The 15,379-nt window shown below is 64.8% G+C and carries 12 protein-coding genes; 2 read left to right on the forward strand and 10 right to left on the reverse strand.

What is annotated here, in order from left to right:
• Window positions 1-342: 342 nt before the first annotated feature.
• The 6 genes from ABNU97_RS14365 to leuC form a co-directional block, all read right to left on the reverse strand.
• On the reverse strand, window positions 343-2,814 hold the full coding sequence (locus ABNU97_RS14365; protein WP_348767376.1) for a FimV/HubP family polar landmark protein: 2,472 nt from the start codon (window positions 2,812-2,814) through the stop codon (window positions 343-345).
• Between the two features lie 208 nt (window positions 2,815-3,022).
• Window positions 3,023-4,048: an aspartate-semialdehyde dehydrogenase gene (locus ABNU97_RS14370; protein WP_348767377.1), complete on the reverse strand. Its 1,026-nt coding sequence runs from the start codon at window positions 4,046-4,048 to the stop codon at window positions 3,023-3,025.
• 44 nt (window positions 4,049-4,092) lie between these two features.
• A complete protein-coding gene (gene leuB, locus ABNU97_RS14375) occupies window positions 4,093-5,169 on the reverse strand; it encodes a 3-isopropylmalate dehydrogenase (RefSeq protein ID WP_348767378.1) in 1,077 nt (358 codons plus the stop codon).
• 51 nt (window positions 5,170-5,220) lie between these two features.
• Window positions 5,221-5,865 (reverse strand): 3-isopropylmalate dehydratase small subunit, encoded by a 645-nt coding sequence (gene leuD / locus ABNU97_RS14380; RefSeq protein ID WP_348767379.1) that lies wholly within the window; start codon window positions 5,863-5,865, stop codon window positions 5,221-5,223.
• Between the two features lie 46 nt (window positions 5,866-5,911).
• Window positions 5,912-6,700: a methyltransferase domain-containing protein gene (locus ABNU97_RS14385; RefSeq protein WP_348767380.1), complete on the reverse strand. Its 789-nt coding sequence runs from the start codon at window positions 6,698-6,700 to the stop codon at window positions 5,912-5,914.
• An 8-nt stretch (window positions 6,701-6,708) separates the two neighbouring features.
• Window positions 6,709-8,118: a 3-isopropylmalate dehydratase large subunit gene (gene leuC / locus ABNU97_RS14390; RefSeq protein WP_348767381.1), complete on the reverse strand. Its 1,410-nt coding sequence runs from the start codon at window positions 8,116-8,118 to the stop codon at window positions 6,709-6,711.
• 106 nt (window positions 8,119-8,224) lie between these two features.
• On the opposite strand from leuC, the gene ABNU97_RS14395 reads away from it, so the two are divergent.
• Window positions 8,225-9,112: a LysR family transcriptional regulator gene (locus ABNU97_RS14395; RefSeq protein WP_348767382.1), complete on the forward strand. Its 888-nt coding sequence runs from the start codon at window positions 8,225-8,227 to the stop codon at window positions 9,110-9,112.
• A gap of 291 nt (window positions 9,113-9,403) precedes the next feature.
• Here ABNU97_RS14395 and ABNU97_RS14400 read toward each other — a convergent pair whose 3' ends face one another.
• From ABNU97_RS14400 to prmB, 3 genes are all read right to left on the reverse strand, one after another.
• Window positions 9,404-10,870 (reverse strand): tetratricopeptide repeat protein, encoded by a 1,467-nt coding sequence (locus ABNU97_RS14400; RefSeq protein WP_348767383.1) that lies wholly within the window; start codon window positions 10,868-10,870, stop codon window positions 9,404-9,406.
• 80 nt (window positions 10,871-10,950) lie between these two features.
• Window positions 10,951-12,051 (reverse strand): chorismate synthase, encoded by a 1,101-nt coding sequence (gene aroC, locus ABNU97_RS14405; RefSeq protein WP_348767384.1) that lies wholly within the window; start codon window positions 12,049-12,051, stop codon window positions 10,951-10,953.
• A gap of 21 nt (window positions 12,052-12,072) precedes the next feature.
• The gene (gene prmB / locus ABNU97_RS14410) at window positions 12,073-13,008 is read right to left on the reverse strand and encodes a 50S ribosomal protein L3 N(5)-glutamine methyltransferase (RefSeq protein WP_348767385.1); all 936 of its coding nucleotides are present in this window, start codon (window positions 13,006-13,008) and stop codon (window positions 12,073-12,075) included.
• Window positions 13,009-13,408: 400 nt separating this feature from the next.
• Between prmB and asd the strand changes: the two genes are divergently transcribed.
• Complete coding sequence (gene asd / locus ABNU97_RS14415; protein WP_348767386.1) at window positions 13,409-14,305, forward strand: archaetidylserine decarboxylase; 897 nt, start codon at window positions 13,409-13,411, stop codon at window positions 14,303-14,305.
• Window positions 14,306-14,468: 163 nt separating this feature from the next.
• Here asd and epmA read toward each other — a convergent pair.
• The coding region (gene epmA / locus ABNU97_RS14420) for an EF-P lysine aminoacylase EpmA (RefSeq protein WP_348767387.1) at window positions 14,469-15,379 on the reverse strand (911 nt) is incomplete at its 5' end.

Genomic DNA, 15,379 nt, shown 5'->3' on the forward strand with positions numbered 1-15,379 from the left:
TTCAGCGAAAAAAAGGATCACGCCATCGCCACCATGGCGACGAGGCGCGCCAGTATGAACAAGCCCCGAGGGCGTGTCATCATAAGATAAGGCGGCGCATCGGCGGCCAAGCCGCGGCAAGACAAGCCATCGCGAGCGGCGCGTGGTTGTTCCACGCGAGCGAGCCCTTGAAAATCAACTATGGCGATGGATTGCCAGGGCTTGGCCGTCGACCGGTCGTTATCCGTTGGGGGTTGCCCGCGCCGGACGCGCCATGCCGCTGGCGGACCTTGACCGTGGGCCCCGCCTTGCCTGACACGCCCGGTCCGGGCAATGCGACGTCATGTCTTATGACGACACGCCCTAGAGCTTGTTCAACAAATCGGTGGCGGTGGCGCGCTGCGTCTCATCGCCCTCTTTCTGGACGTCTTCGAGCAGTTCGCGTGCCGCCGTGTTGTCTTCCATCTCAATATACATGCGCGCGAGATCGAGCCGGATTTCGACCGGATCGGTCTGCTCATCCCCATCGGTTTCGCTATCGCTGCCGTCATCGAGGTCGAAGCCCGCGGTATCGATGGTCTGCACCGATTTGGGCTCGGGTTTGGGCGCGGCCTCGCGCGGACTATCCAGATCGAACGCCAGCCCCGGGTCGTCACCCTGATCGTGCTCGCGTTCGCCGCCTTGCTCGATCGCCTGATCTTCCCACTCGAAGCCATCCATTTCGGAGGCCGCATCCGGGCTGCTGCTGCGCTTGTCCGCCTTCGACTCATGCGCAGGCGCGGTTGGCGCCGGCTCCGAATCCTCAGGCGACTCATCGATGGTGAAGAAACGCTCGGACTCCGCATCGTCTCGCTCCGGCACCGGCGGCAGCTCGTCGTCGAGGCCGCTATCGCTGCTGGACACGAAACTCTCGTAAAGAGCCTGGGCCGATTCGGCGTCCGGCTGCGTCGGCGTGCTTGTCTCGGCGGGCGTCGCAGCGCCGCTATCGGGCTGAAGCCCGAGCGCGAAACGCGGGTCCTGCGGGCGCAGCACCCGGCCCATGGCGGCTACGCCCGCCCAGCGCACGCCGTTGTCGCTGAGCGCGGCACCGAAACGGTCGATATTGGCCATGAAGGCCTGATCGTCGCCGGTGAGATAGTCCAGTTCCAGGCGCTTGTCCTGCAAACCACTGTCGCTGGGGTATTCGTCGAGCCCGGTTTCGAGGGTTTCACGTGCCTGATCGAACTCGCCGGCCTTTATCTGAGCCTCGGCGCGTTCGATGCGCTGCGACGGCCGGCTCGTATCCGGTGCCGGAGCGATATGCGCTTCGCGCGGTTCGCCCGCGCCCGGTACGGGCTCGCCGACGGTCGGTTCTGCGGCATGTCCGCCTTCAGCCTCGAAGTGCAGCGGCACCGGCTTGTACTGGCGACGCCGGCGCCAGGCCAGAAGCAAACCGACCAGCCCCAGCCCGGTCGCGATCAGCAACAGGTTACGCGGGCGCAGCAAACTATTACCGTCGGACGCCCCGACCACATCCGCGTCGGCCGACGGCAGCGGCCGGTAGTCGCCGTCGCTGGGTTGCTCGAGCGTGTCTCCCAGATCTGCATCTGCCTGCGGCTGCGAAGAAGGCTCGCCGGCATCGGTTGCGCTGTCCGTCGTCATCGCCGGTTGCGCGCCGTTATCGATTTGCGTATCGGGCGACTCGGCGGCCACTGTGGCCGTGCCGGCGGTTGCATCGACCGCGTCCGGGGTCGGCGCATCGGCGTCGTTGTCGGCGCTCGCCGGATCGCGGGTCGTCTCGTCGACGGGCATGCCCGCGCTCGTTGTCGTATCGACTGCTTGAGCCGACGCACCCGAAGAATCGGCGCGCTCGGGCGCGGCCCCGCCCTCCGCGACCATCGGATCGGCCTCGGCGGCGCCGGTCTGGCCGGCCGGCGAGGTTGCCGGCGTTGTCGCGCCCGCCTGGTCGTTCGCGCTATCGAAATCCGGCATGGCCAGCCGGCCGAAGCCGGCGGTGCCGACCTCGCCCCCCGCGCCACGGCCTTCGATACGAGATGGCTCCAGGCGCAAACGGGCATCGGTCGTGGCCGACGCGCCCGTGGCCGATGACGTCGCGCTGTCGACAGCCGTGCTGGCATCGGCGCGCGCCAGGCGTTCGAGGGCTTCGGCCTGCTGACGACGTACCACCGCCTGTGCTTCGTCGCGGCCAATCGCACGAATGCGTTCGACCGGCGGGATAGCCAGCATCGCGCCGCGCAGCAGGATATTCATGTTATCGCTGAATGCCTGCGGGTTGTTGCGATAAATCGCCACCTGCATCTGATCCAGTGTGGTTCCGGGCCGGCGAAGATCGGCCGCTATGCGCGACAGCGTTTCGCCGCCCGCTACCGGGCCGTAACGATTGGGCACGGGGTCGGCCGATGCCGGGCCAGCGCGGGTGGCCGCAGCCGAATCCGGAACGGCATTCGTCGACGTAGGCGCCGGCGCAGATTGCGCTGTTGTTGGCGTACGCGGGGCTGGCGTTGCCGCCTGTGATGACGGCACCTGGCCCGGCGGATCGAGCAGCACCGTATATTCGCGCAATGCACGGCCGCTACCGGTATCGGCCTCGATAAGAAAGCGCAGGAACGGTTCCTGCACCGGTGCATCGGTGGTCAGGCGCAACAGAACCTGGCTGTCTTCGCTGCCGGGGCTTGCCACGATACGGATACGATCCGCCAGGCCGGTACGCTGGATACCGAAGCGCCGGAACATGTCGGCGCTGGCCATGTCCACCTGCAACGCCGTTCTTTCCTCCGGCGTGAGTGCCACAAGGTTGATGGTCGCGTTCAGCGGCTCATTGAGGGCCGAATGCACCCGAATGATTCCAAACCCGAGCGCCGAAGCGACGCCCGCGTTCCCTAGCAAGGCAGCCACGGCTGCAGTCTGCAGCCCGCGCCTCAAACACGATTTTGAATCGACCACGGCGCCTGTGTATCCCCCTGGATCCAACCCTTCGTCTTTACCTTCGAACGACAAGGGCCGACGCGCCCGTTGGCCTGTCGGCCCGGCGCATCGTAGATGTCTATATATGTTCTTCGATCAGTTTTTCGGCGATCTGCACGGCGTTGAGTGCAGCACCCTTGCGTACGTTATCGGCCACCACCCAGAAATTTAGACCATTCTCACATGAAATGTCTTCACGAATACGCGAGACGAACACAGCATCCTGGTTCGCAGCGTCGGTTACCGCGCTCGCGTAGCCGTGCGATTGCGGCGTATCCACGAGCTCTATCCCTGGCGCAGCGTGCAACAGACGGCGCGCCTGCGCCGCCGAGAGCTTGTCGCGCGTTTCGACGTGCACCGCTTCGGAATGGCCGAAGAAAACCGGCACCGTGACCGCGGTCGGGTTGATCTGCATGGCGGGCGCATCCAGAAGCCGTCGCGTCTCCCGGACCAGCGTCATCTCCTCGCGCGTATAGCCGTTGTCCTCGATCGTATCGATCTGGGCCAGGACGTTGAAGGCAATCTGTTTGGCATACACCGCCGGCGTCTTGATTGCCTGGGCATTGAGCAGGCGTGCGCTCTGATCGGCGAGTTCGCGCAGGCCCGTCGCCCCGGAACCGGATACCGCCTGATAGCTGGCCACGTTGACGCGCCGCACCTGGGCGGCGTCGTGAATCGGCTTGAGCACTACGGCCATCTGGATGGTTGCAGCGCCGGGACTGGCTACGATGCCGCGATTGCGATAGCCCGCGAGCGCCTGCGGGTTCACCTCCGGCACGATCAAGGGCACGTCTTCGTCGGTACGGAAATACGCGCTGTTGTCGATGACAATACAGCCGTGCGCGGCGGCCTTCGGCGCGAATCGCTGCGAGACGTCGTCACCCACCGCGAACAGCGCGAGCTGCACCCGCGAGAAGTCGAAATCGGCCATATCCGCGACCGAGACGCTCTTGTCACGAAAACGCACCCGCTTGCCGGCCGAACGTTCGCTGGCAAGCGCGAAAACACGGCCGACCGGAAACTCGCGCTGCTCGAGTATTTCGAGCATGGCCTCGCCGACCGTACCGGTGGCACCGACCACGGCCACGTCATATGTCTTGGTCATCGCGCCTCCGCTCAATCCGCGCCTGTTTTGGCTGCACGCGCTGTTTAGCGCAGCATATCGACGATGGCGCCGCCGATCTCCTGGGTACTCGCCATCTGCGTTTCGTCGTCCATGATGTCGCGGGTACGCAGACCGCGATCCAGCGCATAGCCCACCGCGTTCTCTACCTTGTCGGCCAGATCACCGCGGTTGAGCGAATAACGCAGCATCATGGCCACGGACAGAATGGTCGCCAGCGGATTGGCGACGTCCTGGCCGGCGATATCGGGCGCACTGCCATGGACGGGCTCGTAGAGCCCCTTGCCGTGGATATCCATCGATGCCGAAGGCAGCATGCCGATCGAACCGGTGAGCATCGCGGCCGCATCCGAAAGCACGTCGCCGAACAGATTGCCGGTCACGAGCGTGTCGAATTGCTTGGGCGCGCGCACGAGCTGCATCGCGGCGTTGTCGACGTACATATGAGTGAGCTCGACGTCCGGATATTCGGCATGCAGCTCGTTCATTACGTCCCGCCACAGCTGAGAGACATCGAGCACATTGGCCTTGTCGACACTGCACAGGCGGCCACCGCGCGCGCGGGCGATATCGAAGGCGGTCCGCCCGATCCTAAGGATTTCGTCCTCGTCGTAGCGCATGGTATTGAACGCTTCGCGCTTGCCGTTTGCGTTCTTGTGCCGGCCGGCGGGCTTACCGAAGTAGATACCGCCGGTGAGCTCGCGCACGATCATGATATCCAGGCCCGAGACGATATCGCGCTTGAGCGCCGAGACGTGCGCCAGCTGCGGATACAGGATCGCCGGGCGCAGATTCGCGAACAGCCCCAGCTCGCTGCGCAGCCGCAGCAGGCCGGATTCGGGACGGTTATCGCGCGGCTGATCATCCCATTTCGGCCCGCCAATGGCACCGAACAGAATCGCATCGGCCTCGCGTGCCGCAGCGAGCGATGATTCCGGCAGGGGTTCGCCCTCGGCATCGATCGCCGCGCCGCCCACCAGCGCCTCGTCGAGCTCGATATCCAGGCCGTGGTCGCTGGCCAGCGTGTCGAGCACGCGTACCGCCTCGCGGCATATCTCCGGGCCGACACCGTCGCCGGGCATCACGAGAATTCTTGCTGTCATGGAATGATCTGTCCTTTTATCGAATACCGGGGCATACGATATGCCATGCGCCTACAGGTCGCGGAATAACCAAGGCTTTTCCTTGGCACGCCGCGCCTCGAAGGCACGGATCTCGTCGGCATGCTGCAACGTCAGGCCGATATCGTCCAGGCCGGCGAGCATGTTCTTGCGCCGATAGGCATCGATATCGAAGTCGTATGCGTGGCCATCAGCGGTCACAACCTGCTGTTCGTGCAGGTCGACCCTGGCGGTCATGCCCGAGTTCGCCTCGGCCTCAGCAAATAGCGCATCGACAATTTCCGCTTTCAATGCAATAGGTAACACGCCATTCTTGAAGCAGTTGTTGTAGAAAATATCGGCAAAACTCGGCGCGATCACACAGCGGATACCGAAATCGTCCAGCGCCCACACCGCGTGTTCACGTGAAGAACCACAGCCAAAGTTCTCTCTGGCAAGCAAAATACTCGCCTGACGATACGGCTCCTTGTTGAGGATGAAGTCCGGGTTTTCGCGCCGGGTGGCGATATCGGTTTCCAGGCCACCCTGGTCGAGATAGCGCCAGTCGTCGAACAGATGCGGGCCGAACCCCGTCCGCCGAATCGATTTCAGGAACTGCTTCGGAATAATCGCGTCGGTATCGACATTGGCGCGGTCCAGCGGCGCCACCAGCCCTTCGTGAATCGTGAATTCTTGCATGATGATATATTCGCTACTTAGAAATCGGTTGAAGTGTCGACCCGGATCAGGCCGCCGCCCGGCGTGCATCGAAACGCAGCCGCACATAGGGCGCCGTCCAGCGCCCCTGCGCATCCCTTAGGGTATCGATCAGACGGTCCCGCACCGCGGCGACGTAGTCTTCCCGGGCCGCGCCCGGCGCGAAGGCGCCGACAAACGGCCCGGCGAGCGTGGTCACCCATCGGCCTATATCGCTTGGCAGCACCGTCGGTCGCTCGAAACTGAACAATGCCTCGACGACGAACCCGGCCTGTTCGAGGCGCTCGCGGTATTGCGCCTCGGTCGGGAAATACCACGGATCGATCGTATCCGCATCCAGGCCCCGCGCCTGCGCTTCCCGTCGAAGCGCATCGTGAATCGGTGCGACATTGCCCGCCGCGCCGAACTCGCCGACGAAACGGCCACCCGGCAACAGGCGCTGGTAGACGGCGTCGACCACCGCCTGCGGATCCCGCTTCATCCAGTGCAGCGCCGCGTTCGAGAATACCGCATCGAAGCGGCCACGAATTTGCGAACTGTCCGCCAGTTCATGACCGTCGAGCACGATCGTCTCGATGCCCCGCGCTCGCGCCGCGGCGGCCAGTTCGGCACTGGCGTCGACGCCGAGTACATCTGCGCCCCGTGCTGCGATGGCCTGGCTCAATACACCGTCGCCACAGCCCAGGTCCAGAATCCGCTCGCCGGGGCGTGCATCGAGCAGCTCGACCACCGGCATGGCCAGCTCGGCGACGAAGCGCGCATCGCGCGCATAGGCGTGCGCGTTCCAGCCGTCGCCGGCTTCGCCCCGTCGACTCACGGCGCTGCTCACTGCGCGACGCCCAGCTCGCGGATATCGACGAAATGCCCGTACACCGCAGCGGCCGCGGCCATCGCCGGGCTTACCAGATGGGTGCGCCCACCCTTGCCCTGGCGGCCTTCGAAGTTGCGGTTGGAGGTGGACGCACAGCGTTCGCCGGGCAGCAGATTGTCGTCGTTCATGCCCAGACACATCGAGCAGCCGGCATCGCGCCATTCGAACCCGGCCGATTTGAAGATCACGTCCAGACCTTCCCTCTCGGCCTGCTGTTTCACCAGCCCGGAACCCGGCACCACCATCGCCAGCTCGATATTCGGGGCGATCGTGCGGCCCTTGAGATATTCCGCGGCCACGCGCAGGTCTTCGATACGCGCGTTCGTGCAGGAACCCAGAAATATCTTGTCGAGCATGATCTCGGTGATCGGCACCCCGGGGGTGAGATCCATGTACTGCAACGCCGCCCGCCAGCTCTCGGCCTGGGTTTCGTTGGCGGCATTATCGGGCGACGGCACCCGATCGGTGACCGGGCCCACCATTTCCGGGGATGTACCCCAGGTGACCTGCGGTGCGATATCGGCAGCATCCAGCACCACGACCTGGTCGTATTCGGCGCCTTCATCGGATACCAGCGTGCGCCAGTATTGCTCGGCCTGTTCCCACTCTTCTTCTTTGGGCGCGTAGGTACGGCCGCGCATGTACTCGATGGTGGTGTCGTCCACCGCCACCATGCCGGCACGTGCACCGGCTTCGATGGACATGTTGCAGATGGTCATACGTCCTTCCATCGACAGCGCACGCACCGCCTCGCCGCCGTATTCGATCACGTAGCCGGTGCCGCCGGCCGTGCCGATCTTGCCGATGATCGCGAGCATGATGTCCTTGGCGGAAATACCGGGCGCAACCTGCCCATCCACGCGAACCAGCATGGTTTTCGAGCGCGCCTGGGGCAGCGTCTGGGTGGCCAGCACATGCTCCACCTCCGAAGTGCCAATACCGAAGGCCAGCGCGCCGAATGCGCCGTGGGTGGCGGTATGCGAATCGCCGCAGACGATGGTCATGCCCGGCTGGGTCGCGCCCTGCTCGGGGCCGATGATATGCACGATGCCCTGGCGCGGATCGCCCAGCCCGAACAGACGAATGCCGTGCTCGTTGCAGTTCTTGAGCAGTGCATCTACCTGGGCACGGGAAATGGTATCCGCGATGCCGCCGTCGCGATTGACGGTCGGCACGTTGTGATCGGGCACGGCGAGGTTGGCATTCACGCGCCACACCGGCCGATCGGCCAGCGCCAGCCCCTCGAACGCCTGGGGCGACGTGACTTCGTGCACCATGTGACGATCGATATACAGCAAGCCGTTGCCGTCTTCTTCGCGAACGAGATGTTCGTTGAACAGTTTTTCGTAAAGCGTCTGTGCCATGACTCGCTCCGTATCGGTGGATGGCGCACAGCGTAAGCGCCGCCGATAAATTACTCAAATGAATCTTTTGGATATAATCGATTACCTTTAGGCAGGTCTGATTCTCATGCAAACCGAAGCGATCCGTGCGTTTGTCACGGTCTGTGATCAGGGCTCGTTCCAGGCTGCGGCCGACACGCTTCATCTGAGCCAACCCACCATCAGCAAACGTCTGGCGTCGCTGGAATCACGGCTGGGCCACGAGCTGTTCGACCGCGTGGGCCGCGGCGTCGCATTGACCGAGGCCGGCCGGGCCTATCTTCCGCACGCGCGCGAACTGCTCGCAGTCGTGCAGGACGGACGCCGCGCGCTCGACAACCTGCACGCGGAAACGGCGGGCCCCCTGCGCCTGGCCTTGTCACACCATGTTGGGCTGCATCGCATGCCGGAGGTGCTGCGCGCCTATGTCGCCCACCATCCGAACGTGACCCCGGAAATCGTTTTCCAGGACTCCGAAGCCGCCTGTCGCAGCGTGGTCAAGGGCGACTGCGAGCTGGCCGTGATCACCCTGCCCACCCCGTCCCACCCGGGGCTGGTGGAGGACTGTATATGGGATGATCCCATGAGCGTATTCGTCGGCCACGACCATGCCCTGGCCAGCGCGAGGCGCGTCGAGATCGCAGACCTGGCGGCCTATCCTGCCGTGTTGCCACCGGTAGACAGTTATACGTACGCCATCATCGTCGCCGCTTTCGGCCCATACGGCCTCACGCTGGCGCCGCGCATGACCAGTCATTATCTGGAAACGCTGCGCATGCTCGCGGGTGTGGGCATCGGCTGGACCGTGTTGCCCACATCGATGCAGCATCCGGAACTGACCCGGCTCGAACTGCCGGGCCTGCATATGGAGCGCCGACTGGGGGCCATTCGCCACCCCCGCCGGAGCCTGTCCAACGCAGCGCGCGCCCTGCTGGCGATGCTCGACGCGCAGCGCGAAGCGGGCGTGAACGCCTAGGGCCTGTTAATACGCGTGCCAACCGCCGCGTTGCGGCGCAAAATCGTGCCCAACGACGCACGTGGCGCTGGCCCTGGTTATTCGAGGGCCAAGCAGCACAACGCCTTATGGCAGGATCCTGGGCGCAATCCCAGCGACGCGCCGGCCGCTCAGCGGTTCGGCCTCACACACGCTGCGCCCGCGTTGCCGAGCTTGACCTGCCAATAAGGCAGGCGCGCTGCCGCTTGGACGCCTTGCCGCCCCGTCTCTGCGGACGCGAACGCGAACCGCGAGAGGTTGTGCCGAGCGTCCCTAGCTTTCGCGCACGATGCGCCAGCCGCCGTCCTCGCGTACCAGGGTCACGCGCTTGCGTTCGCGGTCTTCGTAGCTGTTGGACTTGTAGTGCTGGTTAAAGCTGGCCTGGGCACGGTCATCGCCGAGCAGGCTGACCTGGATGTCGCTGATATCGACCCGAATCCAGGCCGGCCCCTTGACCGCCTGATCGCGCGATTTCGCCCATGCCGTCAGGCTCGTGCCGTTCTTGGGCTGATAATTGTCGCTATATGCATTCAGATAGCGGCGCACATCCTGGGCCGCCCAGGCATCCGCCCAGTCCTTGAGCGCTTGTTCGACGGCCTGGCGTGCCTGGGCCTGGCTTTCGGCCTGCATCTGGGCCGGCGCCGAGGCAGGCTCGGCGTTGGCGTTCTGGCCGGCCGTATTCGATGACGGCTCCGGGCTCGAATCGTCGGCGGACGGCGCCCCGTCAACCGGCGGTGCTTCGCTCACACGCTGGCTGTCGACGCTTTCCGATTGGGGCGCATCGGCAGATACCGTGTAGTTGATCGCGTCGGGGTCGCCTTCGCGCAGAATCTGCCAGCCGTCGGCGGTTTCCTGCATCAGCAGCGCCTTGCGCTCGCTGTCCTGATAGGTATCCGACTTGTAGCGCTGATTGAACTTGACCAGCGCCTGCTCGCCGCGCCGATCGATCTGGGTATTGCTCAGGGTCACGTCGATACGCGCCGGCGCGCTCACCCGATCGCGCCGCTGCGCGGCCCAGGCCGAGCGGCTCATGCCGTCGTCGGGGACGAAGTCGGGGCTGTACATCGAAAGATAGCCGTCGACATCCTGGGCCGACCAGACGGCGGCCCAGCTTTTCAGCGTGGACTGCGGCGAACTGGTATCGATATCGACCGGGGCATCGCGCCGTGCGGTGACGTTGGGCACGGCCGGCGGTGTCGGCTTGGACGCCGAGGCCGAGCCGGCGCTCATGCCACCGCCAATGAATTCGGCCAGCTGCTGGCTCTTGGCACGCGCGATGGCGTTGTCGCTTTCCAACTCGCCCGCACGCGCATAGGCGCCCTGGGCCATGGCGACATAGATATCGCCGAGGTTCTCCTGTGCCGGACCGTGCTGCGGATTGATTTCAACCGCCTTTTCCAGCGCTGTCTGAGCGCCTTCGAGGTCGTTGTTGCGCGCGCGCAGCACGCCCAGGTTGTTCCAGGCCTCGGCCATTTCCGGGTTGTCGGCCACCAACGCATTGAAAGTATCCAGAGCAGCGGCCGTATCGCCGCTGCGGGCCAACGCCAGGCCCTTCAGAAACCTTGCTTCGGCATTGTTTGGCGACTTCGCCAGTACCGCATTCAACTGCTCTACCGCGCTCGCATAGTCGTTGCGAGACAAGGCATCGCGTGCGGCGTCCATGTCCGCATGGGCCACCCCGCCCGACAGCGCGGCAACGATAAGGGCCGTGGCGGCCGAGGTCTTGAATCTGATGGTCATGGAAACGAAATCCCCCAAGCGAGTTCTACTGCGTTCGTATTATGCCGTTTAGTGATCGCGTTGCCAGACCAACGCATCAATCAAGCGCGCTCCGAGGCAATGGGCGCCAGACCACTGGCGACATCGGCGTTCTGGGCGCGATGGCGCAGAGCGTGGTCGAGCAGCACCAGCGCCAGCATGGCCTCGGCGATCGGGGTCGCCCGCAGGCCCACGCAGGGGTCGTGGCGACCGGTGGTACGCATCTGCGTGGCCTGGCCCTGCGTGTCGATGGTATCGCCTGGAATGATGATGCTCGAGGTCGGCTTGAGCGCCATGCTCGCGCGAATGGTCTGGCCGCTTGAAATACCGCCCTGAATGCCGCCGGAATGATTGCTGGCAAAACCCTCGGGCGACATTTCGTCGCGGTGCTGCGAGCCGCGCTGATTGACCACGGCAAACCCATCGCCGATCTCTACGCCCTTGACCGCATTGATGCTCATCAGCGCCTTGGCGATCTCGGCATCCAGGCGGTCGAACACCGGCTCGCCCCAGCCCGGCGGCACGCCGGTGGCGACCACATTGATGCGGGCGCCGATGGAATCCCCGTCCTTGCGCAGCGCATTGATATAGTTTTCCAGTTCTTCGAGGCGCGCCGGTTCGGCACAGAAAAACGGATTGTGGTTGGCGGCGTCGAGATCGTTGCAGGCCAGCTCCAACGGTCCCATTGCAGCCAGATAACCCTGGATACGCACCCCGAAGCGCTCGGCGAGCACCTTGCGGGCGATGGCGCCGGCGGCCACGCGGGTCGCGGTTTCGCGCGCCGACGAGCGGCCACCACCGCGATAGTCGCGGATGCCGTATTTCTGCAGGTAGGCATAGTCGGCGTGATTGGGCCGGAATACGTCCTTGATCTTGGAATAGTCGCGCGATCGCTGGTCGGTGTTCTCGATGATCAGCCCGATCGGCGTGCCGGTGGTCTTGCCTTCGAACACGCCCGACACGATACGGGCGCGATCATCCTCGCGACGCTGGGTCACATAGCGCGACGTGCCCGGCTTGCGCCGGTCCAGATCAGCCTGCAACGCCTCTTCGCTGATTTCGATGCCCGGGGGGCAGCCGTCGACGATGCAGCCGATCGCGGGCCCGTGGCTCTCGCCAAAGGTCGTCACCGTGAATCGTTCGCCCCAGGTATTGCCTGCCATATATCTCTAGCCCGTCGAAAACTATTGTGCGATCTCGCGCTGGGCATCCACCCAGGCATCCAGATCCTGTGCTTCCAGCACGCCGACGCCCAACCCGCCGCGCTCGAGCTCTATCCACGTTATCGGCAGGTCCGGGTAAGTCTGTTCCAGCGCAAAGGCGCTATAGCCCACTTCCAGCACCAGCAGCCCATCTTCGCTGAGATAGTCGCGTGCGTCGAATAAAAGCCGGCTGACCAGCAGCAGATCGTCGCTGTCGCCATGAAAGGCGAAGCCGGGCTCGTGCCGGTATTCCGGCGCCAGACCGGACCATTCGTCGCGGCTGACGTAGGGCGGGTTGGTTACGATCAGGTCAAAACGCTGCTCGGGCAGGCCGTCGAACAGGTCAGCCTTCACGTATTCCACCTGCGGCCCGATATCGTGCTTGTCGCTATTGATACGTGCGACGGCCAGCGCATCCTCGCTGGCATCGGTGGCCACGACACGGGCCTCGGGAAAGGCCAGCGCACAGGCAATAGCAATAGCGCCGCTGCCGGTACACAAGTCGAGAACGGACAGCGGCTCGCGATGGCCCAGCCAGGGCTGGAACTCCGTTTCGATGAGTTCGGCGATCGGCGAACGCGGCACGATCACCCGTTCGTCGACATAAAACTCGAGGCCCGCGAACCAGGCCTTATGTGTGATATAGGCTGCGGGCTGGCGGCTGGCGATACGGCGCTCGATAATCTCGATGACCGCATCGCGCTCGGCATGGGTCAGCGTGCTGTCGAGATAGACATCCGGCAGCGATGCATCCAGGCCCAGGGTATCCAGCACCAGATGGGCAGCCTCGTCGACCGCATTGTCGCTGCCATGACCGAACGCCAGCTCTGCCGCAGCAAAGCGGGATGCGCCCCAGCGAATATAATCCAGCACGCGCGTGAGCGTTGCGGCGATATCGGTGTTGTCGTGATCCGTCATACCGTCTCGTGTGTAGCCTCGGAACATCCCTTACCCGGGCCAACCGGGCAACGGGCAGGTACGCAATCATAGCGACGCGAAGCGCCGGCCCGCGCAAGGATAAACCACATCCGCCCTTTGCGCGGCGCAACAGCCCCTGCATAATTCTTCACCGTCGCACGAAGGCCGTGCGCGATCGCCCGCCACGGGCCGCCGCTCACGCGCCGGGTAGCGGTTGCGGCTGCAGGCATGGCCCGACGGGCGAAAACCGGCCGCTGCGCCGTGCCTGCGTTGCCTGCGCGATCACCACGCCGCCTGCAGCAGTTGTCATACGGCATCTTCGAAGGCGAGCGCCATGCAAGTAGGCACAGCTCGCCTGGAACGCTACGCTGCGCGCATTCACCGATTCACGGTATCTCGAATGGCTTCATCGAACCCGGCAAGCACCGGTGACCGGCTCTTTGCCGCCCTGCTATGGCTATTACCGACCCGCGCGATATCGCGCGCCGCCCATGCCCTGGCACGGGCACGCCTGCCCTGGCTCAAACAGGCGCTGATCAACGCGTTCATGCGCCTGTATCCCGATATCGACATGCAGGAAGCGGCCCAGCCCGACCCCACGGCCTATTCCAGCTTCAACGCCTTCTTCACGCGCGCGCTGGCCCCCGATGCCCGGCCCATGCCCGACGATCGCGAACGCATCGTATCGCCCGTCGACGGAACGCTCGGCGCCTTCGGCGAGGCCCGTACCGGCATGATCTGCCAGACCAAGGGCATGGCTTACGACCTGCGCACGCTCGTGGGTGGCAGCGAGGCCTGGTCGGCCGCGTTTCTGGGAGGCCACTATGCGACCTTCTATCTCGCCCCTTCGAACTATCATCGCGTGCATATGCCGCTGGACGGCTGCGTGCGCGAAATGCGCTACGTGCCGGGCCGGCTGTTCGGGGTCAACCCGCGCTGCGTGCGCGCCATCCCGCGGCTGTTCGCGCGCAACGAACGGCTGGTGACGCTCTACGACACCGCGGTGGGGCCAATGGCGCTGGTGATGGTCGGCGCATTCATCGTGGGCGGTATTCATACCCGCTGGGCCGGTCAGGTATGCCCGCCGCACCGGCGCACCACGCGCAACGAAAGCTTTATCGATGCCACCCTGGAAAACGCCTACTACGCCCGTGGCGAGGAAATGGGCCGCTTCTCGATCGGTTCCAGCGTGATCCTGCTGTTCGGGCCCGGCGCACTGGCCTGGGATAGCACGCTTTCCAACGGCCAGCCGGTCAAGCTCGGCGACTCCATCGCGCGCCTGGGTAACGGCGCCTGAAACATGCGTTCTAAAAGTCGATGGTTTTTCGGCTGAACAACGCACGTATGCGAACAGGCCCGCGCCCCTGTTGAACGACGCACAGCAGTCGGCGTTTGTTTTCTTCGATTGCGCTACAAGCAGCTGACCGGGTCAGCGGTCCGGGGGCCGGATCATGCCGGCGTCAGCGCCGCGGCCAGTCGAAGGCCAGCGCCTCACCGATCGATGCAAAGCCACAGACCAGCGCCAGCAAGCGATCCACGCCCAGAGCCACCCCGGCACTGGCCGGCAGCCCGGCCGCCATCGCGCCCAACAGCCGCTCGTCCAACGGGGTTTCGACCGCGCCGGCCTCGCGGCGCAGGCGTTGTTCGCGCTGCATGCGTTCGCGCGCGATATCAGCGTCGGTGAGTTCCTGGGCGCCGTTGGCAAGTTCCACGCCCTGCCAGAACCATTCGAAGCGACGGGCCACGCCGGGGCGTTCGGCATCGGTGGCCACCAGTACGGCATCTTCGGCGGGGAAATCGATCACGCACTGAGGCCCGTGCTCGCCCAGCGTCGGCTGGACCGCGAGGCTCATGATCAGGTCGAGCCAGAAGGCGCGGTCGTGATCGGCCGGCGCCTCGACCGGCGCCAGCCGCTGCCGGCGTGCCCAGTCGGCAAGCGCGGCCGTGTCGCATGCAATCGGGTTCAGGCCGGTCACCGCTTCGAATACGACCCGATATTCACAGCGCTGCATGCAGCGCACGCCGGCCACCGTCTCGATCAGGGCGCCGGTCTCGGCAACCAGATCGGCCATGCTTGCCTCGGGCCGATACCACTCGAGCATCCAGAATTCGGGGTTGTGCCAGCGCCCGGCTTCACCGGATCTGAACACCGGCCCGAGCTGATAGATCGGGCCCATGCCGGCCGCGAGCAGACGTTTGAGCCCGTGCTCGGGCGACGGCACGAGATACCCGTCATCACCGACCTGCATGCTCGCCAGCCCGCGCTCGGCGGGGGCGGCGCTGGCAAGCAGCGGCGTGTTCACTTCGAGCACGCCGCGCTCGGCCATGAACGCCCGAATATCGCCCAGCAGCCGCGCACGGCGTGCCAGCG

The sequence above is a fragment of the uncultured Salinisphaera sp. genome (assembly GCF_964012375.1).
Taxonomy (GTDB): domain Bacteria; phylum Pseudomonadota; class Gammaproteobacteria; order Nevskiales; family Salinisphaeraceae; genus Salinisphaera.

Excerpts from the sequence above, each read along its gene's own strand:
- aroC (WP_348767384.1), bottom strand. The coding sequence starts at position 12,051 with ATGGCAGGCAATACCTGGGGCGAACGATTCACGGTGACGACCTTTGGC.
- leuD (WP_348767379.1), bottom strand. The coding sequence starts at position 5,865 with ATGCAAGAATTCACGATTCACGAAGGGCTGGTGGCGCCGCTGGACCGC.
- ABNU97_RS14400 (WP_348767383.1), bottom strand. The coding sequence starts at position 10,870 with ATGACCATCAGATTCAAGACCTCGGCCGCCACGGCCCTTATCGTTGCC.
- ABNU97_RS14370 (WP_348767377.1), bottom strand. The coding sequence starts at position 4,048 with ATGACCAAGACATATGACGTGGCCGTGGTCGGTGCCACCGGTACGGTC.
- asd (WP_348767386.1), top strand. The coding sequence starts at position 13,409 with ATGGCTTCATCGAACCCGGCAAGCACCGGTGACCGGCTCTTTGCCGCC.
- leuC (WP_348767381.1), bottom strand. The coding sequence starts at position 8,118 with ATGGCACAGACGCTTTACGAAAAACTGTTCAACGAACATCTCGTTCGC.
- ABNU97_RS14395 (WP_348767382.1), top strand. The coding sequence starts at position 8,225 with ATGCAAACCGAAGCGATCCGTGCGTTTGTCACGGTCTGTGATCAGGGC.
- leuB (WP_348767378.1), bottom strand. The coding sequence starts at position 5,169 with ATGACAGCAAGAATTCTCGTGATGCCCGGCGACGGTGTCGGCCCGGAG.
- prmB (WP_348767385.1), bottom strand. The coding sequence starts at position 13,008 with ATGACGGATCACGACAACACCGATATCGCCGCAACGCTCACGCGCGTG.